At 65.2% G+C, this 21112-nt stretch carries 20 protein-coding genes; 9 read left to right on the top strand and 11 right to left on the bottom strand.

Annotation, left to right across the window (positions count from 1 at the left end; genetic code table 11):
- Window positions 1–23: 23 nt before the first annotated feature.
- The 6 genes from ACTJK6_RS13895 to ACTJK6_RS13920 form a co-directional block, all read right to left on the bottom strand.
- Window positions 24–980: a DUF979 domain-containing protein gene (locus tag ACTJK6_RS13895; RefSeq protein WP_440839384.1), complete on the bottom strand. Its 957-nt coding sequence runs from the start codon at window positions 978–980 to the stop codon at window positions 24–26.
- A 3-nt stretch (window positions 981–983) separates the two neighbouring features.
- On the bottom strand, window positions 984–1709 hold the full coding sequence (locus ACTJK6_RS13900) for a DUF969 domain-containing protein (protein WP_045206110.1): 726 nt from the start codon (window positions 1707–1709) through the stop codon (window positions 984–986).
- A 55-nt stretch (window positions 1710–1764) separates the two neighbouring features.
- On the bottom strand, window positions 1765–2508 hold the full coding sequence (gene pxpA, locus ACTJK6_RS13905) for a 5-oxoprolinase subunit PxpA (protein ID WP_024975214.1): 744 nt from the start codon (window positions 2506–2508) through the stop codon (window positions 1765–1767).
- A gap of 19 nt (window positions 2509–2527) precedes the next feature.
- Window positions 2528–3577, bottom strand: coding sequence for a biotin-dependent carboxyltransferase family protein (locus ACTJK6_RS13910; protein ID WP_316670750.1), 1050 nt, complete (start codon window positions 3575–3577; stop codon window positions 2528–2530).
- A complete protein-coding gene (gene pxpB, locus ACTJK6_RS13915) occupies window positions 3574–4221 on the bottom strand; it encodes a 5-oxoprolinase subunit PxpB (protein WP_414560840.1) in 648 nt (215 codons plus the stop codon). Before pxpB ends, ACTJK6_RS13910 begins: the two co-directional genes overlap by 4 nt.
- Before the next feature lie 278 nt (window positions 4222–4499).
- The gene (locus tag ACTJK6_RS13920) at window positions 4500–5714 is read right to left on the bottom strand and encodes a multidrug effflux MFS transporter (protein ID WP_045206106.1); all 1215 of its coding nucleotides are present in this window, start codon (window positions 5712–5714) and stop codon (window positions 4500–4502) included.
- A 486-nt stretch (window positions 5715–6200) separates the two neighbouring features.
- Between ACTJK6_RS13920 and ACTJK6_RS13925 the strand changes: the two genes are divergently transcribed.
- The 5 genes from ACTJK6_RS13925 (at window position 6201) to ACTJK6_RS13945 (ending at window position 11561) form a co-directional block, all read left to right on the top strand.
- The gene (locus ACTJK6_RS13925; protein ID WP_316870212.1) at window positions 6201–7715 is read left to right on the top strand and encodes an ABC transporter ATP-binding protein; all 1515 of its coding nucleotides are present in this window, start codon (window positions 6201–6203) and stop codon (window positions 7713–7715) included.
- Window positions 7708–8817 (top strand): ABC transporter permease, encoded by a 1110-nt coding sequence (locus tag ACTJK6_RS13930; RefSeq protein ID WP_440839385.1) that lies wholly within the window; start codon window positions 7708–7710, stop codon window positions 8815–8817. Before ACTJK6_RS13925 ends, ACTJK6_RS13930 begins: the two co-directional genes overlap by 8 nt.
- Window positions 8818–8830: 13 nt before the next feature.
- Complete coding sequence (locus tag ACTJK6_RS13935) at window positions 8831–9751, top strand: ABC transporter permease (protein WP_440839386.1); 921 nt, start codon at window positions 8831–8833, stop codon at window positions 9749–9751.
- 81 nt (window positions 9752–9832) lie between these two features.
- A complete protein-coding gene (locus tag ACTJK6_RS13940) occupies window positions 9833–10993 on the top strand; it encodes a BMP family ABC transporter substrate-binding protein (protein ID WP_232040585.1) in 1161 nt (386 codons plus the stop codon).
- Between the two features lie 271 nt (window positions 10994–11264).
- Complete coding sequence (locus tag ACTJK6_RS13945; protein ID WP_322017313.1) at window positions 11265–11561, top strand: YkvA family protein; 297 nt, start codon at window positions 11265–11267, stop codon at window positions 11559–11561.
- 9 nt (window positions 11562–11570) lie between these two features.
- On the opposite strand, the gene ACTJK6_RS13950 is transcribed toward ACTJK6_RS13945, so the two are convergent.
- From ACTJK6_RS13950 to ACTJK6_RS13965, 4 genes are read right to left on the bottom strand one after another with little or no spacing between them, the layout of a single operon-like run.
- Window positions 11571–12551 carry a quinone oxidoreductase family protein gene (locus ACTJK6_RS13950; protein WP_440839388.1) on the bottom strand — a complete coding sequence of 327 codons (981 nt, stop codon included), beginning with the start codon at window positions 12549–12551 and terminating at the stop codon, window positions 11571–11573.
- Window positions 12548–12979, bottom strand: coding sequence for a methylglyoxal synthase (locus ACTJK6_RS13955; protein WP_232040588.1), 432 nt, complete (start codon window positions 12977–12979; stop codon window positions 12548–12550). Before ACTJK6_RS13955 ends, ACTJK6_RS13950 begins: the two co-directional genes overlap by 4 nt.
- Window positions 12980–12989: 10 nt before the next feature.
- On the bottom strand, window positions 12990–13781 hold the full coding sequence (locus tag ACTJK6_RS13960; protein ID WP_147214644.1) for an SDR family oxidoreductase: 792 nt from the start codon (window positions 13779–13781) through the stop codon (window positions 12990–12992).
- Between the two features lie 42 nt (window positions 13782–13823).
- Complete coding sequence (locus ACTJK6_RS13965; RefSeq protein ID WP_316878953.1) at window positions 13824–14741, bottom strand: DMT family transporter; 918 nt, start codon at window positions 14739–14741, stop codon at window positions 13824–13826.
- A gap of 184 nt (window positions 14742–14925) precedes the next feature.
- Between ACTJK6_RS13965 and ACTJK6_RS13970 the strand changes: the two genes are divergently transcribed.
- Window positions 14926–16404 carry an NCS1 family nucleobase:cation symporter-1 gene (locus tag ACTJK6_RS13970; protein WP_440839389.1) on the top strand — a complete coding sequence of 493 codons (1479 nt, stop codon included), beginning with the start codon at window positions 14926–14928 and terminating at the stop codon, window positions 16402–16404.
- A 65-nt stretch (window positions 16405–16469) separates the two neighbouring features.
- The gene (upp, locus tag ACTJK6_RS13975) at window positions 16470–17120 is read left to right on the top strand and encodes a uracil phosphoribosyltransferase (protein ID WP_232040591.1); all 651 of its coding nucleotides are present in this window, start codon (window positions 16470–16472) and stop codon (window positions 17118–17120) included.
- Between the two features lie 69 nt (window positions 17121–17189).
- Here upp and ACTJK6_RS13980 read toward each other — a convergent pair whose 3' ends face one another.
- Window positions 17190–18752: a helicase HerA-like C-terminal domain-containing protein gene (locus ACTJK6_RS13980; RefSeq protein ID WP_440839391.1), complete on the bottom strand. Its 1563-nt coding sequence runs from the start codon at window positions 18750–18752 to the stop codon at window positions 17190–17192.
- A gap of 173 nt (window positions 18753–18925) precedes the next feature.
- Here ACTJK6_RS13980 and ACTJK6_RS13985 point away from each other — a divergent pair, with 173 nt between their 5' ends.
- Together ACTJK6_RS13985 and purD are read left to right on the top strand one after the other, a co-directional pair.
- Window positions 18926–19651, top strand: a complete 726-nt coding sequence (locus ACTJK6_RS13985; RefSeq protein ID WP_260801888.1) for a YebC/PmpR family DNA-binding transcriptional regulator — start codon at window positions 18926–18928, stop codon at window positions 19649–19651.
- 84 nt (window positions 19652–19735) lie between these two features.
- A complete protein-coding gene (purD, locus tag ACTJK6_RS13990) occupies window positions 19736–21004 on the top strand; it encodes a phosphoribosylamine--glycine ligase (protein ID WP_232040594.1) in 1269 nt (422 codons plus the stop codon).
- The last annotated feature ends 108 nt before the right edge of the window (window positions 21005–21112 follow it).

Genomic DNA, 21112 nt, shown 5'->3' on the forward strand with positions numbered 1-21112 from the left:
CGCACGCGACGCATTAAACACGATTAGTGGAGCATCAGGAAGTACAAGAGCAGGATATTGGCTGTAAGCAACAGCAGCGCGGTCGGGACTTGCGCTTTGATCACAGCGTTCTTATCGGACAACTCCAGCAGCGCAGCCGGCACGATATTGAAGTTGGCCGCCATCGGGGTCATCAGCGTGCCGCAGTAGCCCGAGAACATGCCGATGGCCGCCATCACCGCCGGGTTGCCATGGAACACGCCCACCAGGATCGGCACCCCCACGCCGCCCGTCATGACCGGGAAGGCTGCAAAGCCGTTGCCCATGATGACGGTGAACAGCGCCATGCCCACGCAATAGACAACGACCGCAACGAGGCGATAGTCCATGTTGATGTAGGCGGTGGTCAGGTGCGCAACAGCCTTGCCCACTCCGGCATCGGCGAAGACGAGACCCAGCATGGCCAGCATCTGCGGCAGCACCAGCGCCCAGCCGAGCGACTCCGTCAGCCGGCGCGATTCACGCATGGCCTGCACCGGCGTGTCGCGCGTCAACCAGCACGCCAGCGCCAGCGAGATGATGCAGCCCAGGCCCAGCGAGACGAAGGTCTGGTTCTTCGGATCGAGCAGCAAATCGCCGCCAATCTTCACGTCCTTCAGGAACACGCTGCCGATGACGGTGACCAGCGGAATGGTCAGTGCCGGAATGAACAGGCGGTTACCCAGGCGTTTGGCGGATGCACGGCGCTCTTCTGCCGGCAGTTCGCCATGCTTGCCCAGCGTTACACCGCCCGTGCCGGCCAGCAGCGCCATCACCACGGCGCCGACGCCCACCGCGATCGGCGGGATCTTGTCGCCAACGAGAAAGATGACGGCGAAGATCGCCCAGAACAGGCCCGTGGTCCAGCGACGCGGGTGGTTCTTGTCGGCAAAGGTCATCAGCGCGGTGATCGTCAGGATGATCCCGGCCAGCCAGTACAGATAGTTGATTGACAGAATCATGGCTTACCCCTGCTTGGCCGCGGCCGCGTTGGTGTTAGCGGCGGCACCCATTTCACGGGCAAGCCAGCCGTCCAGGCGCTTGAGGCGCACCGAGTGGATCAGGAACGCGCAGACCGCGGTCGGGATGCCCCACACAGCGATGTGCAGCGGTTCCACGTCGATGCCCGAGCCGAGCAGGAACGTGTGCATCAGCGCGATGGCGCCAAAGGCCACGAAGATGTCTTCGCCGAAGAACAGGCCGACGTTGTCGGTGGCGGCGCAGAAGGCCAGCAGGCGTTCGCGCACCGGCGCCGGCAGTTTGCCGAAGCGGTTTTCGGCGGCACCTTCGGCCATTGGGGCCAGCAGCGGACGGACCATCTGCGGATGCCCACCGAGGCTCGTCAGACCGGCGGCCGCCGTCAGCTCGCGCACGGCGAGGTAGACGATCAGCAGACGGCCCACCGTGGCCGATTGGATGCGCGAGATCCAGTTCTGCGCGTGCTCACGCAAGCCGTGACGCTCGAGCAAACCCACCACCGCGAGCGGCAGCAGGATGATCAGCGGCAACGTCCGCGTCTTGATGATGCCTGTCCCGATCGCCGTCAGGATCTGGTCGATGGACATCGATGCCGCAAAGCCGGTGGCGATGGCGGCCACGGCCACCACCAGCATCGGATTGAATCGCAGGATGAACCCCGCGATGATGACGGCCACCCCGATCAGCGGCCATAGATTCACTGCCGTACCCATGTGGTGCTTCCCCCCAAGTTAATAAAAAGCCCCGCTGGAAGGACGGGGCCGTGGCTCAGGCGCCGGCGCGAACAGCGATCCCTTCGCTGCCCAGCCGTTCCCGAATGCGTCGCGCGAACGCCAGCGCATGCGCGCCGTCGCCGTGCAGACAAACCGTTTCCGCGCGGATCGGAACCCACGTGCCATCGATGGCCTTTACGCGCTGCTCGCGCACCATCGTCAGCGTCTGGTCGAGCGCGGCATCTTCGCTGTCGATCAGGGCACCCGGCGTGCCGCGTTTGACGAGCGAGCCGTCCGCGTTGTACCCGCGATCGGCAAACACCTCTTCCTTGGCCTGCAGGCCAAGCTCGCGCGCGGCCTTGACCAGCTCACCGCCCGCCAGGCCAAACACCACCAGCGACGGATCGAAATCACGGATCGCGCGCACGATGGCGACGGCCAGAGGCCGGTCACGCGAGGCCTGGTTGTACAGCGCGCCATGCGCCTTCACGTGGGCGAGCTTGCCGCCCTGCGCGCGCACGATGGCCGACAGCCCGCCGATCTGGAACAGCACGCCCGCGTAGATTTCATCCGGCGGGAGGTGCATTTCAGTGCGGCCGAAGTTTTCGCGATCAGGAAAACTCGGATGCGCGCCGATCGATACGCCCTGGCGTAGCGCCCAGCCGACGGTCTGACGCATCGTGTTGACGTCGCCGGCGTGCCAGCCGCACGCGATGTTGGCGGAACTCACCAGCGTGAGGAGCGCCTCGTCGGTATCGCAGCCCTCGCCGAGGTCGGCGTTCAGATCAATTGCAGTCATGGTGTTGTCTTCCGGTGCATCAGGCGTTCAGTCGCGTCTTGGCGGTGCGGTGCGCGCTCGACAGAATGCCCTGGCGCTGCCAATCCAGCGCGGTTTCAATTTGCTGCAGATACCGTGCCACGTCGGCGCGGGCGGCTTCGGCCTGCTCCAGCGTCACGCGCTCGAAGCGCACGCGCGTGCCAAGCGGAATCTGCGCCAGCCGCCATTGGTCGGCCAGGATGACGGAGCCGATCTTCGGATAGCCGCCCGTGGTTTGCGCATCGGCCATCAGCACAATGGGCTGGCCAGACGGCGGCACCTGGATCACGCCCGGCACCACGCCGTGCGAGAGCAGATCGCCGCTGCGCTGCTTCTTGCGCTTGAGTTCCGGCCCTTGCAGGCGAAAGCCCATGCGGTTGCTGTTGGGCGTGAGCGTCCAGTCTGATTCCCAGAACGCGGCTTGCGCATCGGCAACGAAATCGTCGTATTCGGGACCCGGCAACACGCGCATGACGGGCGTGTCCTTCTGCGCGCGATCGAATGTCCAGCGGGCTGCCTTCACGGCAACGGTATCGCCGCTGATGTCGGGGGCGTACGTCGTATCGGCAGGCAGCACGGGCAGCCTGTCGCCATCCTTCAGCGGGCGCCCTTCAAGGCCGCCGAATCCGGCTTTCAGATCGGTGCTGCGCGAGCCCATCATCTCGGGCACATCAATGCCACCGGCCACGCAGAGATAGGCGCGCACGCCGCCCTGGGCCACACGCAAGGTCAGCGTCTGACCGCGCTGCACGGGAATGGCGCGCCATGCATGCACCGGTGCACCGTCAAGCGTGGCGCGGCAATCCGCACCCGTCAGCGCGATCAAGCCATTGGCGTGGAAGCGCAGCGTGGCGTTGCCCAGCGTGAACTCGATGCCCGCCGCATCACTGCGGTTACCAACCAGGCGGTTGCCCACATACAGCGATAGCGGATCGAGCGCGCCCGACGTGCATACGCCAAAGCGGCGATAGCCGGTGCGGCCCAGGTCTTGCACGGTGGCCAGCACGCCGGCACGCACGATCTCGATCATGGGTTGGGGTTTCGAACTCATGCGCGCACCTTCGAGGCAACAAAACGGATGCGGTCTCCAGGCGAGAGCAGCGTGGGGGGATTGCGCTGCGGCATGAAGAGCGCCGCGTCTGTACGGCCCAGCAGTTGCCAGCCACCGGGGGATGCGGCCGGGTAGATGCCCGTCTGCTCACCGCCGATGCCCACCGAGCCGGCCGGCACGGCCATGCGCGGCTCGGCGCGGCGCGGCGTGGCGAGCGACTTGTCGAGCCCGCCCATGTAGGCAAAGCCGGGCTGGAAGCCCAGGAAATAGACGATGTATTCGGGCGCGGTGTGGCGACGCACGACTTCGGCCGTGCTCAGGCCAGTGTGCCTGGCCACTTCGCGCAGGTCGGGACCTTCGTCACCGCCATACGCGACTTCGATGTCGACGAGTTTGCCGTCGGCCACCAGCGCCTGGCTTTCTTCCCAGGCTTCGCGCAGTTGGGTGGCCAATCGCTGCGCATCGGCCAGTGGGCCGAACACAAGCGTGAGGTTGTTCATGCCGGGCACCACGTCGACCACGCCCGTCCAGTTGGACGCGCGCGAAGCCATCGCCCAGATGCGCTGCTGACAAGTCAGGGTGGCCGGTGGCGGCACTTCGCACAACAGCGCCAGTTCTCCCAGCCGGTGAATCGTGCACTGCAACTTGACCCCCGTCTCGTGTGCACCGCTGGCGGGAAGATCCCAGCAAAACGATGCGCGATTGAATACGAAAGCGATACGTTAATAAATTGTCGATAAATTCTGTATAAGAAGTAACCCTTAGTCACTCAGGGCCAAGTCGCGGCGGAACGCGGTCCGGCTGCACTCATCATAGGTGCCGGACACGGTCAGCGTGACGGGCATGTTATGCCCGAGTCATATGAAAAGAGGAAGACGCCTCTAGAACAAGAGGCGTTAAGGAACAGCGGGAAGCGCGAAGATCAGGCGCTGGGCTCTTCGCGCGTGATGCGCAGGCCCAGAACCAGGGCGGCAACGGCGCACACCGCCATCATGCCCAGCAGCGGCAGCGCGGTCTGGCCAATGGCGGCGACCACCGTACCCGTCACCATGCCGAGGCCGAATTGCATGGCGCCCATAAGCGCCGAGCCCGTACCCGCACGCGCGCCCTGCCCCGCCATGGCCAGGGCGCCGGTGTTGGGCGAGATGCAGCCGATCGACGCGATGTAGCAAAACAGCGCCGCCAACACGAGCGGCAGCGGCGTATAACCCGCGGCGGCGGCGGCAGCAGCCAGCACGCTGGTGATAACCGGCACCCACAGCGCCCGACGCAGCACGCGCGCCGGCGAATACTTGCGCACCAGCCGCACATTCACGCGCGATGCTGCGATCATCCCCGCCGCGTTGCTGCCAAACACCCACGCATAGTGCGAGGGCGTCAGCCCATAACCGTCGATCAGCACGAACGACGACACGGTGATGTACGCAAACATGCCTGACAGAAACACCGCGCCGCACCACATATAGGCGGCGTAGTGGTGATCGCGCAGCAGCTCCCAGTAGTCGCGCAGCACATGGCTGACTGCCAGCTTGCGCGCCTGCTCGGGCGCCAGCGACTCGCGCATCAGGTAGTGCACGGCCACCAGCGACAGCACGCCAAATGCTGTCAGCAATGCAAAGATGACCCGCCACGTTGCGAACTGCAGCACCGCGCCGCCAATCATCGGCGCGAGGATGGGCGCCACACCCATCACCAGCATCAGCGTGGAATACGCCTGCGCGGCGCCGGCCGGGTCCATGCGATCACGCACGGCAGCGCGTGCGATGACCATGCCCGCGCAGCCGCCAAACCCCTGCACGCCGCGCAGCACGGCCAGCATCGTAGCGTCCTTGGCAAATGCGCAGCCAATGGATGCCGCCACGTACATCGCCAGACCGATATAGAGCGGCGGCTTGCGGCCAAACCGATCGCTGGCCGGGCCGTAGATAAGCTGGCCGATCGCCAGGCTGATCAGGAAGACGGTCAGCGTGAGCCCCGCCGCAGCCGACGACGTATTCAGATCGCGCGCGATGGTCGGCAGGCTCGGCAGGTACATGTCGACCGACAGCGGGCCGATGGCCGTGAGCGCGCCAAGCAGCAGGAGCCAGCCTGGAATCGGGCCTGGCATGCGGGATCGTGCGGGAGCGGGAGCAGTCATGAAGGGAGAGCGGGACGCGGCAGCTGACGTGCGGCCCGCGCCGAAGCAAACCGAGAACTGTAGCGCAAAGTAGCCAACCACGGGCGCGCACCGGTCAGGTGCAACTCAGCTCGTGCGCCCCACCCGAGGGCTGCGCTTGCAACCTGCATACGTCGGCATGACAAGCTGGAACCCGCAAATGGGCCCGATGAGCCCGGCACGGGATTTGCACTCTGCCACCCCTCGTACGAGGCAGTCGCAAGCGGGCTGAAATCCCCGTCTGGAGCGGTGCCGGACGATATAATTTATGGTTGATGGTAAGCATCACGCAACCATGATGATTGCTGCGATGCGTCGGCGCGAATCTGCATCGGCGTTACCTGTTGTGAAGTGTCGTCAACACCCAAAAAGAGACCGCCTCCGATGCGTATCCGCACGGTGAGCGGCACGGAAACCACGAGCCAACCTGTTGTGACACCACTCCCACCACGCCTGTCGCTGACGGGCATGACCAAGCGCTACCCGAGCGTGGTCGCCAACGACGGCGTCAGCCTGACTGTCGCGCCGGGCGAGATCCATGCCGTGCTGGGCGAAAACGGCGCCGGCAAGTCGACGCTGATGAAGATCATCTTCGGCGCCGTGCAGCCCGACGCCGGCGAGATGCTGCTCGACGGCCAGCGCGTTGAGATCGCCAATCCGCACCAGGCCCGCGCGCTGGGCATCGCCATGGTGTTCCAGCACTTCTCGTTGTTCGACACGCTCACGGTGGCAGAGAACATCCTGCTCGGCCTGCCCGCTGGCACCGACTTGCGCGACGTAGCCGATCAGGTGCGCAGCACGGGCGAGAAATACGGCCTGCCGCTGGAGCCGCATCGCCATGTGCACACGCTGTCCGTCGGCGAGCGCCAGCGCGTGGAAATCGTGCGCGCGCTGCTCACCAAGCCGCGCCTGCTGATTCTTGACGAGCCGACCTCGGTGCTGACGCCGCAGGCCGTCGAGAAGCTCTTCGTCACGCTGCGCCAGTTGGCGGCAGAAGGTACGAGCATCCTCTACATCAGTCACAAGCTCGACGAGATTCAAGCCCTGTGCCACGCCGCCACGGTGATGCGCATGGGCAAGGTCACGGGCGTGTGCGACCCACGCCAGGAAACGGCCGCTTCGCTGTCGCGCATGATGATCGGTGGCGAGCCGCCGCGCGAATTGCGCCCGCAGACCACGCCGGGCGAGGTGCGCATGGAGGTGGCCGGCCTGTCGCTGCCCAAGTCGCACGCCTTTGCGACGGAACTGCGTGACATCGCCCTGCAATTGCGCAGCGGCGAGATCGTCGGCATCGCGGGCGTCTCGGGCAACGGGCAGCAGGAACTGCTGGCCGCCCTGTCGGGCGAAGACACGCGTGCCCCGGCACAGACCATCAGCATCGGCAACGAGCCGGTCGCCAAGCTGGACCCGCGTGCGCGCCGCAAGCGGGGGCTGTCATTCGTGCCGGAAGAGCGCCTGGGGCGCGGCGCCGTGCCATCGCTGTCGCTGGCCGCCAATACGCTGCTGACGCATCAGCGTGCGCCGCAGGTGCGTGGCGGGCTCATCGACAAGAAGGCTGCCGCCAAGCTGGCTACCGGCATCATCAGCCGCTTTGGCGTGAAGGCCGGGGGCCCGGACGCATTGGCTAAGAGCCTGTCGGGCGGCAATCTGCAGAAATTCATCGTCGGCCGCGAAATCGAATGCGCGCCGCGCGTGCTCATCGTCGCGCAACCTACCTGGGGCGTGGACGTGGGCGCGGCGGCGCAGATCCACAACGAAATCCTCGCGCTCAAGGCGGGGGGCTGCGCCATCCTCATCGTGTCGGAAGAACTCGACGAACTCTTTGCGCTGTGCGATCGCCTGCACGTGATCGCCAACGGGCGCCTCTCCCCTTCCACCCCCACGCACGCCACCGACCGCGAACAGATCGGCCTGTGGATGAGCGGCATGTGGGACAAGACCGCGGCTTCGGCGGCAGCAACCTCGGAGGCGGCCCATGGCTGACGTCATGCATGGCAGCCGCCTGGCGCTGCCGGTTTCGCTGGAGTTGCGCGCAATCCCGTCGCGCACCATGGCCTATGCTTCGCCGCTGATCGCGCTGGTGCTGACGATGGTGTTCGGCTTGCTGCTGTTCGCACTGCTGGGCAAGGACCCGGTGGCGGGCCTGCGCGTGTTCCTGGTCGAACCGCTGGTCAGCAAGCGCGCGATTGGTGAAGTGCTGCTCAAGACCGTGCCGCTGGTGCTGTGCGCGCTCGGCTTGTCGGTGTGCTACCGCGCCAACGTGTGGAACATCGGCGCGGAGGGGCAGCTCATCGTCGGCGGCATCTTCGCGGCGGCCACGATCATTTACTTCGATACGCCCACGCCCGCCATCCCCGGCGGCTTTGCGCTGGTGCTGGCCGTCGTTGCCGGCCTGATCGGCGGGGCACTGTGGGCCGCTATTACTGCGCTGCTGCGTGATCGCTTTCATGCCAACGAGATCCTCGTCTCGCTCATGCTCACGTACATCGCGCAGTTGCTGCTGCTGTACGTGGTCAACGGGCCGTTGAAGGACCCGAACGGCATGAACTTCCCGCAGTCGATCGTGTTCGACAGCGCATTCGTTCTGCCGACGCTCGTAGCCGGCACGCGTCTGCACGTCGGCTTTCTGTTCATGCTGGTGATGACGGCGGCGATGACGTTGTTCGTGTTCCGCAGCTTTGCGGGTTACCGGCTGCAAGTGGGTGGGCTGGCACCGCAGGCGGCGCGCTACGCGGGCTTCTCGTCACGTGCGGCGCTGTGGACGGCGCTGCTGGTGTCGGGCGGCCTGGCAGGCATTGCCGGCGCCTTCGAGGTCACGGGCCCGATCGGGCAGCTGCTGCCGTCCATTTCCCCGGGCTACGGCTTTGCCGCCATCGTGGTGGCATTCGTCGGTCGGCTGAATCCGGTTGGCACCGTGCTGGGCGCGATCGTGATGTCGCTGTTCTATATCGGCGGCGAGCTTGCGCAATCGCGCCTGGGCCTGCCGTCGGCCATTACCGGAGTGTTCCAGGGCATGCTGCTGTTCTTCCTGCTCGCCTGCGACACGCTCATCGAATACCGCCTGCGCTGGCGCGCGCATCACTGATCAGGCCTCACACATGGAAAGTCTCGCTCCCCTGATCGCCGCGTCGATCAACGCCGGCACCCCGCTGTTGCTGGCCGCCCTGGGCCTCTTGATGAACGAGCGCTCCGGCGTGCTCAATCTCGGCGCCGAAGGGATGATGCTGGTGGCCGCCGTGGCCGGGTTCATGGTCGGTTACCAGACGCAGATTCCGCTGCTGGGTTTTGCAGCCGGCGCGATTGCCGGTATGGTGATGGCAGCCCTCTTCGCGTGGCTGGCGCTGGTGCTCGTCACCAACCAAGTCGCAACAGGCCTCGCCTTGTCGATCTTCGGCACCGGGCTGTCCGCCTTCATGGGGCAGCGCTTTGTCGGCATGTCACTGCCGGCGCAGGCGCACGGCATTCCGGGGCTGGAGTCGATTCCGTTCGTCGGCCCTGCCCTGTTCGCGCACCACTGGATGGTCTATTTCAGCCTGCTGCTGTGCGGCGCGATTGCCTGGTTCCTGTTCAAGACGCGCGCGGGGCTCACGCTGCGCGCGATCGGTGAATCACCGGAGTCGGCTCACGCGCTCGGCTACCCGGTGCGCACCATCCGCTTTGGCGCGCTGCTGTTTGGCGGCGCATGCTGCGGGCTGGCCGGCGCATACCTGTCGCTCGTCTACACGCCAATGTGGGTCGAAAACATGGTCGCCGGCCGCGGCTGGATTGCCCTCGCGCTGACCACCTTTGCAACCTGGCGCCCCATGCGCATCCTGTTCGGCGCGCTGCTGTTCGGCGGTGTGACGATCCTGCAGTTCTACCTGCAGGGGATGGGCGTATCGGTGCCGTCGCAAATTCTGTCGATGGCGCCGTTTGCCGCCACCATCGTCGTGCTGGCCATCATCTCGCGCAATCCGGATTGGATCCGCCTGAACATGCCCGCTTCGCTCGGCAAGCCGTTCCGCCCAGGGGCTGCCTAAACTGCTGCCCAAGGCTTCTGCATTCCCGTCTTTTGCTTCAAGCTTCAACACAGTCAACGAGCCACACAACAGGAGAAATCGATGAACGTTACCCGCAGGATCACGCTGGCCGCCCTGGCCGCCGGTGCTGCCCTGACCCTCTGGGGTTGCGGCAAATCCAACGAAGGCGCAGGCGACAAGACCGCCGCTCCGGCCGCTTCCTCGGCACCCGCCGCTGCCGCGCCGGCACCGGCCAATGAGCCGCTGAAGGTCGCGTTCGTCTACGTCGGCCCGGTGGGCGATGCGGGCTGGACATACGCTCACGACGCCGGCCGCAAGGAAGTTGAAGCGAAGTTCGGCGACAAGGTGAAGACCAGCTTTGTCGAAAACGTGCCCGAGAGCGCTGCTGACGCCGAGCGCGTGTTCCGCGACCTGGCCACCCAGGGCAACAAGGTCATCTTCGGCACGAGCTTCGGTTTCATGGAATCGATGCTCAAGGTCGCCAAGGAATTCCCGGACGTGAAGTTCGAGCACGCCACCGGTTTCAAGACCGCAGACAACCTCGGCCAGTACGACGTGCGCACGTATGAAGGCGCGTATCTGGCGGGCGTGGTGGCCGGCAAGATGAGCAAGTCGGGCAAGCTCGGCGTGGTGGGTTCGGTGCCCATTCCTGAGGTGATCCGCAATATCGACTCGTTCACGCTGGGCGCGCGTAGCGTCAACCCGAAGGCCACCACCCGCGTCGTGTGGGTCAACAAGTGGTTCGATCCGGGCAAGGAGCGTGAGGCTGCCACTACCCTCATCGGGCAAGGTGTCGACGTGCTGATGCAGAACACCGACTCCGCAGCAGTCGTACAAACTGCACAAGAGAAAGGTGTCTACGCGCTGGGCTGGGACAGCGACATGACCAAGTTCGGCGAGAAGGCCCACCTGGCCGCCTCGATCAACAAATGGGGCGTGTACTACACCAAGGTCGTCGGCGACGTGCTTGAAAACAAGTGGAAGCCGGAAACCGTGTGGTGGGGCCTGAAGGAAGGCGCAATCGATCTGGGCGCGTACAACGCCGTGGTACCGGAAGACGTGAAGGCGCTGGTCGAGACCCGCAAGAAGGGCATCATCGACGGCTCGGCACCGATCTGGAAGGGTCCGCTCAAGGACAACACCGGCAAGGAAGTCCTGCCCGCCGACAAGGTCGCCGACGACGGCTTCCTGCACGGCATCAAGTTCTACGTGGAAGGCGTGGAAGGCAAGATTCCGGGCTAACCTGCCCACGGTCCTACTGCGCGGGCCGATCTTGGCTCTGTGATGCTCGCCGTACCCATGTACGGCTGCGCTTCTCGCGCCAACCTCGGACCGCTCGCTACGGACCGTGAACAGGTTCGTCGCGGCAAGAGCCGGCACCTCGCGAGAGGACCGGCTTTTTTATGGACGATCGCGCCTTACCTTGAAAACCGGGCCGCTTCCCCAAGCTGATACGATGGTCCGCCGGTCAAACGCTCTCATGTGACGCCGGCTTTTCATCAAGGAGCCCACGATGTTCGGACGCCTCATCCGCCTGTGGAGCGTGGTGCGCAACGATGCGCGCCTGCTGTGGTTTGCGCTGCGCCATCCGGACAAGCCGTGGTGGCTCGCCCCGGCGGCGCTGCTGCTGGTGGGCTATGTGGTATCGCCAATCGACCTGATTCCGGATGTCATCCCGGTGATCGGGTGGGTGGACGACATCGTGCTGGTGCCGTTCGCGTTGCACATGCTGCTGCGCGGCCTGCCCGACCGCGTACGCGAGGATGCGCGCTTTGCCGCCGCCCGGCGTGTGAAGCCCACCGGGCGGTAACGTCCCACCTTACGGCAAGAGGATCGTCGACCCGGTCGTCTTGCGCGCTTCCAGATCGCGGTGCGCCTGCGCCGCGTTCTGCAGTTCGTAGCGTTGGTGAATTTCGATCTTCACCTTGCCGCTGCTCACTACATCAAACAACTCTGCCGCCATCGGTTCCAGCAGCTCGCGCCGCGCCGTGTAGGTCATCAGCGTCGGGCGCGTGATCTTGAGCGAGCCTTTTGCGCTCAGCACACTGAGGTCAACCGGTGGCACAGGCCCCGATGCGTTGCCGTAGGTCACCATCATCCCGCGCGGCGCGAGGCAATCCAGCGAACCCGTAAACGTATCTTTGCCAATGCCGTCGTAGACCACCGGCACGCCCTTGCCGCCGGTGATTTCGCGCACGCGTTCGGTAAAGTTCTCGCGCGTGTAGACGATGGTGTGATCGCAGCCGTGCGCGCGGGCAAGGTCAGCCTTGGCATCGCTGCCGACGGTGCCAATCACCGTGGCGCCGAGCGCCTTCAGCCACTGGCACGCAATCAAACCCACACCGCCAGCGGCTGCGTGAAACAGCACCGTATCGCCGGGCTGCACGCGGTAGCTGTCGCGAAGCAGGTACTGCGCGGTCATGCCCTGCAGCATCATCGCGGCGCCGGTTTCAAAGTCGATCGCATCCGGCAGGCGCACGAGGATGTCGGCCGGCATTGTGCGCACCGCAGCGTAGGCGCCGGTGGGGCGGCCGGCATAGGCGACGCGGTCGCCGGGCTTGACGTGCGTGACGCCCTCGCCCACCGCTTCCACGACACCCGAAGCTTCCATGCCGATGCCGCCCGGCAGCGGCTGCGGATACAGCCCGGTGCGGAAATAGACGTCGATGTAGTTCAGGCCGATGGCGTGCTGCTTGATGGTGGCCTCGCTGGGGCCGGGCGCGGGCACGTCGACATCGACGTACTGCATCACTTCCGGACCGCCGGTCTCAAAGATGCGGATGGCTTTCGCTTGCGTCATGCGTGGATCTCCTTCGGATCGGGCGCCACCCGTTGCAGGGCAGACATCACCAGGTCGGCGGTGGCCAGGTTGGTGGCGCAAGGAATGTTATGGACGTCGCAGGCGCGGACGAGCGCGTTGATATCGGGTTCGTGCGGCTGCGGCGTCATCGGGTCGCGCAGAAAGATGACGGCGTCGACGCGGCCTTCGGCCAACTGCGCGCCAATCTGCAAGTCGCCGCCCCACGGGCCGGACAGCATGCGCTGCACGGTCAGGCCGACTTCTTTCTCCAGGCGGCCACCGGTGGTGCCAGTCGCCAGCAGATCGCATTGCGACAGGAAGGCTCGGTGCGTTTGTGCGAAAGCGACCATGTCGTCTTTCTTGTGATCGTGTGCGATCAGGGCGACGCGGCGTTTGCGGGCTGCGCTTTCGGGCGTAAGAGTGGTCATCGTGATTGGCTTAGAAGGTGCCAGGGAAGCTGCCGCCATCCAGCAGGATGTTTTGCGCATTCAGGTAGCCAGCATGCTGGCTGCACAGGAAGGCACACACGGCGCCAAATTCGGCCGGTTGGCCAAAGCGTCGAGCCGGATTGCCCTGCCGCTTGCGGTCGAAATTCTCTTCTGCGCTGATGCCGGCGGCCTTGGCGCCCGCTTCCAGCGTCTTGGTCAGGCGATCGGTCTCGAACTGGCCCGGCAGCAGATTGTTGATGGTCACGCCGTGCTTGGCGACTTCACGCGCCAGGCCCGCCACGAAGCCCGTCAGCCCGGAGCGCGCGCCGTTGGACAAACCCAGCACGTCGATCGGCGCCTTCACGGCACCGCTGGTGATGTTGACGATGCGGCCCCAGCGGCGCTCGATCATCTTGTCGACGGTGGCTTTGATGAGGTCGATGGGCGTGAGCATGTTGGCGTTGAGCGCGGCATTCCATGCGTCGCGGTCCCAATCACGGAAGTTGCCCGGCGGCGGGCCGCCCGCGTTGTTGATGAGGATGTCCGGCGAGCCGCCCAGGCGTTCGCACGCGAGTAGCGCCTCAGCGCGGCCTTCCGGCGTGGTGATGTCGGTGGCGACGGCTTCGACGCGCACGCCGTGCGCCGTGCGGATGCGCTCGGCGGCTGCCGACAACGCTTCGGCACCGCGCGCGACGATCACCACGTCCACGCCTTCGGCGGCCAGCGCGTCGGCACACGCAAAGCCCAATCCCTTGCTTGCGCCGCACACCAGCGCCCGCTTGCCTTTCAGCCCCAAGTCCATCCTGTCTGACTCCTTGTGATTGTTATTTCGATTGGCCGCCCGTCAGCCGCGACGGCGTGACAGCAGCGCCATCCCGGCAAGCACCAGCGCGCTGCCGGCAATCTGCCAAATCGTGATCGGCTCGCCCAGCAGCCACCAGCCCAACAGCAGCGTCGACACCGGCCCGATCATGCCCGCCTGCGACGCCACCGGCGCACCCACACGCGCCACCGCCATCATCGTCATCGTGACCGGCGCCACCGTGCAGAACACCGAGTTGATGGCCGACAGCCCATATACCTGCCAGGGCAGCACCAACGCTGAAACCGGCCGCAACACCAGAAACTGGACGATACAGGCCGCGGTCGACACGCACATCGCATAGGCAACCAGCCGCATCGACCCAACACGCTTGACCAGCTCACCGCTGGCCAGCAGATAGATACCGTAGCTGATGGCGCTGGCGAGCACCAACCCACCGCCCAGCCACACGTTGTTACCGCCCAGGTTCAGGTCGTGCGCGAACACCAGCACGATGCCGGCATAGGCCAGCGCCAGCGACACCCACTGCAAGCCGGTGATGCGCCGCTTGAAAACCGTCGATGTAATCAGCAGCACGAACGACGGCGTCAGAAACAGGATCAGCCGCTCCAGCCCTGCCGTGATGTACTGCAGGCCGAGGAAGTCGAGAAAGCTGGAGAGGTAATAGCCGATGAGCCCCAAGCCGACGATGCGCCAGCGGTCTGGCACGGTGAGCGGCTCGGCCCCGCGCGACTGCCACCACCCCATTGCCATGAACAGCGGCGCGGCCAGCAGCATGCGCAGAGTGATGACCATGACGGCGTCCACCTGATAGCGGTACATCAGCTTGGCGACGATGGCCTTGGCGGAAAACAGGACGGCGCCCGCGGAGGCAAGCAGCAGGCCGCCGGTGTCGGTGGTTCTTGCGGAACTCGAAGACGCAGAAGACGCGGTGGTCACAGCGGGGCGCGGGAGAGAAGCGAGCGGCGTTGGAGGGCGTCGTCGATTGTATTGGAATTCAACAAAACGTTCCGGCGCGGGGTGCGCTGCGCGTGGCACAGGTTTCGCTTGGATACGCCCGGGGCCGCCGTACAATCGCGCCTGCATTCCGAAAATCTACAACGACAACGGATCCCACATCGACATGAGCCAAATCACCTCTTCCGCGTTCCCTGCGGGCCCCGCCGGGGCACCCGACCCGACCCTCTGGAACGAAGACCTCAACCCCACCCCGCAGGCTGCCCGCACCTGGACGGCGACCAATTACGCCGCGCTGTGGGTATCGATGGTGGTGTCGGTGCCAGCCTACATGCTGGCGTCGGGCCTGATGAGCGAGGGCATGAATTGGTGGCAGGCCGTGCTGACGGTGTTTCTCGGCAACCTGATCGTGCTCGTGCCGATGGTGCTGGTGGGCCACGCTGGCACCAAGTACGGCATCCCGTTCCCTGTGCTGGTGCGGGCGTCGTTCGGCGTGCGCGGCGCGCAGTTGCCGGCCATTCTGCGAGCCATCGTCGCATGCGGCTGGTTCGGCATCCAGACGTGGCTGGGCAGCCAGGCGATCTACACGATCCTCAACGTCGTCACCGACAACATGCTGGTCGGCAGCAACATTCCGGGGCTGGGCATCAACCCCGGCCAGGGATTCTGCTTCCTGCTGTTCTGGGCGCTGCACATCTGGCTGATCACCAAGGGGCTCGAATCGATCAAGCGCTTCCAGGCGCTGGCCACGCCGCTGTTGATCCTGGCGGCGCTGGGCCTGGTCTGGTGGGCGTATATCAATGCGGGCGGCTTCGGGCCCATGCTGTCTGCGCCGTCGGCGTTTGCGGCGGGCGGCAAGCGCGCCGGCGAGTTCTGGGGCTTCTTCTGGCCGTCGCTCACGGCCATGGTCGGCTACTGGGCCACGCTGGCGCTGAACATTCCCGACTTCACCCGCTTCGCACGCAGCCAGCGTGATCAGCTGGTCGGCCAGGCAATCGGCCTGCCGCTGCCGATGGGGCTGCTGGCGCTGGTGGCCGTTCTGGTCACGTCGTCCACGGTGGTCATCTACGGCCAGGCCATCTGGGATCCGGTCACGCTGGCCGGCAAGATGACGGGCCCGTCGGTCATCGTGGCCCTGCTGGCGCTGATCACCGCCACGCTGATGACGAACATCGCAGCCAACGTGGTCTCGCCGGCGTATGACTTCTCGAACCTGGCACCGCACCGCATCTCGTTCCGCATCGGCGGCTACATCACGGCGGGCATCGGCCTGGCGATGATGCCGTGGAAGATCCTCGAAACCACCAAGGGCTACATCTTCACGTGGCTGGTCGGTTACGGCGCGCTGCTGGGCCCCGTGGCCGGCATCATGATGGTCGATTACTTCCTGGTGCGCCGCACCGTGCTCAAGACGGGCGAACTGTTCCGCGTGGACGGCCCTTACGGTTACGGAAACGGCTGGAACGGCCGCGCCATCGCCGCGCTCGTCATCGGCGTGCTGCCCAATCTGCCGGGCTTCTTCAAGCAGGCCGGGTTCGTCGCAAGCGTCCCGGGCGTGTTCGAAGCGCTGTACACGTATGCATGGTTCGTTGGCCTGGCGATTTCGGCCGTGGTGTATGTGATCCTGATGCGCGGCCGCCGTTGAGCGCCTCCACAATCGGCACGGGGCGCGCCGGTACAATGCGCCCCATCTGAGAATCCCTTGCCGCCATGAAACAAGATCCGCGCTTTCCGAACCTGTTCATCCTCAATCACCCGCTGATCCAGCACAAGCTCACGCACATGCGCGACAAGGACACGTCGACGCGCACGTTTCGCGAGCTGCTGCGCGAGATCACGCTGCTGATGGGCTACGAGATCACGCGCAACCTGCCGCTGACCAGCCGCCACATCGACACGCCAATGGGCCCGATGGAAGCGCCCGTCATCGCCGGGCGCAAGCTGGCCGTGGTGCCGGTGCTGCGCGCGGGCGTCGGCATGAGCGACGGGCTGGTCGAACTGATTCCGTCGGCGCGCATCGGCCACATTGGCGTGTACCGTGATGAGCAACACCGCCCGGTGGAATACCTCGTGCGGCTGCCGGACCTGGAAGACCGCACCTTCATCCTGTGCGATCCGATGGTCGCCACCGGCTACTCGGCCGTCCACGCTGTCGACGTGATGAAGAAGCGCGGCGTGCCCGACGAGAACATCCTGTTCCTCGCGCTGGTCGCGGCGCCCGAAGGTGTGGAGGTGTTCCAGAAGGCGCATCCGAACGTGAAGCTCTTCGTGGCCTCGCTCGATTCGCACCTGGATGACAACGCCTACATCATCCCCGGCCTGGGTGACGCGGGCGACCGCCTCTTCGGCACGAAAAACTGATCGCGCATTCCCAGTGCAAACAAAAACAGCCGGCAATGCCGGCTGTTGTCTTTGGTGCGTCGAATGCGCTCAGCGCTTCTTCGATCCGCCCAGAATGCTGCCCAGCACGCCGCGCACGATTTCGCGCCCGACAGTGGAGCCGATGGTGCGCATCGTCGACTTGGCCAACGTTTCGACAATCGAATCGCCACGGCCGCTGCGGCCCGTACCCTTGGTCAGGATCGAGCCGACATCGCCAAGCCAGCCGCCACTTTCCTGCTGGGCGGGCGCAGGCGCCGGTGCGGGTGCCGAGCCCGTCGATGCGCCGAAATCCGTGCCGATGGAACCCGGTGCGGGCGCCGATGCTGGCCCGCCCTTTGCCATACGCCCGCTCAGGATTTCGTACGCCGATTCGCGGTCGATTGCCGCCTCATAGCGGCCGGCCACCAGCGAATTGGCCATCAGCTCGCGGCGCTCTTCGTCCGAGACCGGCCCGATGCGCGATGCAGGCGGCACGACAAACGCGCGCTGCGTGATCTCCGGGCGGCCGCCCTCGTCCAGCATGGAGATCAGCGCCTCGCCCACAGCCAGTTCGCCGATGGCCTCTTCGATGCTGAACTCGGGGTTCGCGCGCATCGTGGTGGCCGCCGCCTTCACGGCTTTCTGATCGCGCGGCGTGAAGGCCCGCAGCGCATGCTGCACGCGGTTGCCGAGCTGGCCGAGCACCGTGTCGGGCACGTCGGCGGGGTTTTGCGTCACGAAGTACACGCCCACGCCCTTGGAGCGGATCAACCGCACCACCTGCTCCACCTTCTGCAGCAGCGACGGCGGCGCGTCATTGAACAGCAGATGTGCTTCGTCGAAGAAGAAGGCGAGCTTGGGCTTGTCCACGTCGCCCACCTCGGGCAGATGCTCGAACAACTCGGAGAGCATCCACAGCAGGAACGTCGCGTACAACTTGGGCGCGTTGAGCAGCTTGTCGGCCGCCAGGATGTTGATCACGCCCTGGCCGCGTACGGTCTGCATCAGGTCATTGATATCGAGCATCGGCTCGCCGAAGAACTGGTCTGCCCCCTGCTCTTCCAGCGCGATCAGGTTGCGCTGGATGGCCCCGATACTGGCCGACGAGATATTCCCGTACTTGTTTGTGTAGTCCGAAGAATGCTCGCCAACGTGCTGAAGCATCGCGCGCAGGTCTTTCATGTCGAGCAGCGCAAGACCCGAGTCGTCCGCAATCTTGAAGACGAGGTTCAGCACGCCGGTCTGGATGTCGTTCAGCTCCAGCATGCGCGAGAGCATCAGCGGGCCCATGTCGGACACGGTGGCGCGCACGGGGTGGCCACGCTCGCCGTACACATCCCACAACGTGACGGGGCAGCTGGCCCATTGCGGCTCTTCCAGGCCTCGCTCCTGCAGGCGGGCCTTGAGCTTGTCGTTCGGCTGACCGGCTTGCGAAATGCCGGTCAGATCACCTTTTACGTCGGCCAGGAAAACCGGTACGCCGATCTTCGACAGGCCCTGGGCGATCGTTTGCAGGGTGACGGTCTTGCCGGTGCCGGTAGCGCCGGTGATCAAGCCATGCCGGTTGGCGAGCTGGGGCAGCAGCACCAACTCCGCTTTGGCGTTCTTGGCAATCAGGATGGGATCGGTCATGGCGTTTGGACGAGGATCAATCTGGGGGGATGACACACCAGCAAGTCGACCGGATGGACGGGGCGGCGGGCGTGTGCAGCATGCTAAAATCCGCGACCGATTATAGAGCGTGCAGGTGGCGTCAAACCGCCATCTGGGCGCCAGATTCCACTGCATTCCGCTCGGAGAGTTTCATGGCCGGTCATTCCAAATGGGCCAATATCAAGCATAAGAAAGCCGCTGCCGACGCCAAGCGCGGCAAAGTTTGGACGCGCCTGATCAAGGAAATCACCGTGGCGGCCCGTCTGGGCGGCGGCGATGCGGACTCCAACCCGCGCCTGCGCCTGGCCATGGACAAGGCCACCGACGCGAACATGCCCAAGGACAACATCAACCGCGCCATCCAGCGCGGTGTGGGTGGTCTGGAAGGCGCGAACTACGAAGAAATCCGCTACGAAGGCTACGGTATCAACGGCGCCGCCGTGATCGTCGACTGCCTCACCGACAACCGCACGCGCACCGTGGCCGAAGTCCGCCACGGGTTCGACAAGTACGGCGGCAACATGGGCACATCGGGCTCCGTCGCGTTCCTGTTCGACCACATCGGTCAGTTCATCTATGCTCCGGGCACGCCGGAAGACAAGCTGATGGACGCCGCGCTCGAAGCCGGCGCCGACGATGTCGTCACCCATGAGGACGGCTCGCTCGAAGTCATTTGCCCGCCGCACGATTTCACCAAGGTCAAGACCGCGCTGGAAGCCGCCGGCTTCAAGGCCGAACTGGCCGAAGTCATCATGAAGCCGCAGACCGAAGTCGAGTTCACCGGCGAAGACGCGGTCAAGATGCAGAAGCTGCTCGACGTCCTGGAAAACCTGGACGACGTGCAGGAAGTCTTCACCAACGCGGTCTTCGGGGAGTAAGCCCCGGGACACGCGCATAACGGCGATCGACCTCACGATCGCCGTTTTTGTTTTCCAGATTTCGAATTTTTGAGTAGGTACAGCATGAAAGTGATGGTGGTCGGTTCGGGCGGTCGAGAGCACGCCCTGGCATGGAAGCTGGCACGCTCGCCCAAGGTGCAGGTGGTATACGTGGCCCCAGGCAACGGCGGTACGGCGCTCGACAAGCGCCTGCAGAACCTCCCGATCACGGATCCGGAAGTGCTGGCAGCCTTTGCCGAGCGCGAGGGCATCCACTTCACGGTGGTCGGCCCCGAGGCGCCGCTGGCCGCCGGCATCGTCGACCTGTTCCGCGCCAAGGGCCTGCGCATCTTCGGCCCGACCAAGGCCGCCGCGCAGCTCGAATCGTCGAAGGATTTCGCCAAGGCGTTCATGCACCGCCACGGTATTCCGACCGCCAAGTACCAGACTTTTAGCGATGCTGCGCAGGCACATGCGTACATTGACCAGGAAGGCGCCCCGATCGTCATCAAGGCCGATGGCCTGGCCGCCGGCAAGGGTGTGGTCGTGGCAATGACGGCCGAAGAGGCGCACAACGCCATCGACATGATGCTGGCCGACAACCGTCTGGGTGACGCCGGTGCGCGCGTGGTGATCGAAGAATTCCTCGCCGGCGAAGAAGCCAGCTTCATCGTGGTGTGCGACGGCAAGAACGTCGTGGCACTGGCCACCAGCCAGGACCACAAGCGCCTGCTCGACGGTGACGCCGGCCCCAACACGGGCGGCATGGGTGCCTACTCGCCCGCGCCGGTGGTTACGCCCACACTGCACGCCCGCACCCTGCGCGAGATCATCCTGCCGACCATCCGCGGCATGGAGAAGGATGGCATTCCGTACACCGGTTTCCTGTATGCCGGCCTGATGATCGACGCAGAAGGCAACCCCAAGACGCTCGAATTCAACTGCCGCATGGGCGATCCGGAAACGCAGCCCATCATGGCGCGCATGAAGACCGACCTGTACGACGTGCTGGACCGCGCCATCGACGGCAAGCTCGACGGCATGGAGCTGGACTGGGACCGCCGCACCGCACTGGGCGTGGTCATGGCCGCACACAACTACCCGGACACGCCGCGCAAGGGCGACGTCATCACCGGCATCCCGAAGGAAACCGAAGACAGCGTCACCTTCCACGCCGGCACCACACTCAAGGACGGCGTGTTGACTACCAACGGCGGCCGCGTGCTGTGCGTCGTTGGCCTGGCCGATACCGTCAAGGCGGCCCAGCGTGCGGCGTACAACGCCATCGAGCAGATCCACTTTGACGGCGCACAGTACCGGACCGATATCGGCCATCGCGCCATCCGCCATTGAGCGATAGCCAGCCGCGCTGATGCCCCACCATGGGGCAGGCGCGGCATCCGTCACCCCGGGTGATCCCCGACTTGCCCCGGCTGCGCGCCCGCTACAATGGTGACAACC

Source organism: Ralstonia sp. 22086, assembly GCF_052045975.1.
Lineage (GTDB): Bacteria > Pseudomonadota > Gammaproteobacteria > Burkholderiales > Burkholderiaceae > Ralstonia > Ralstonia wenshanensis.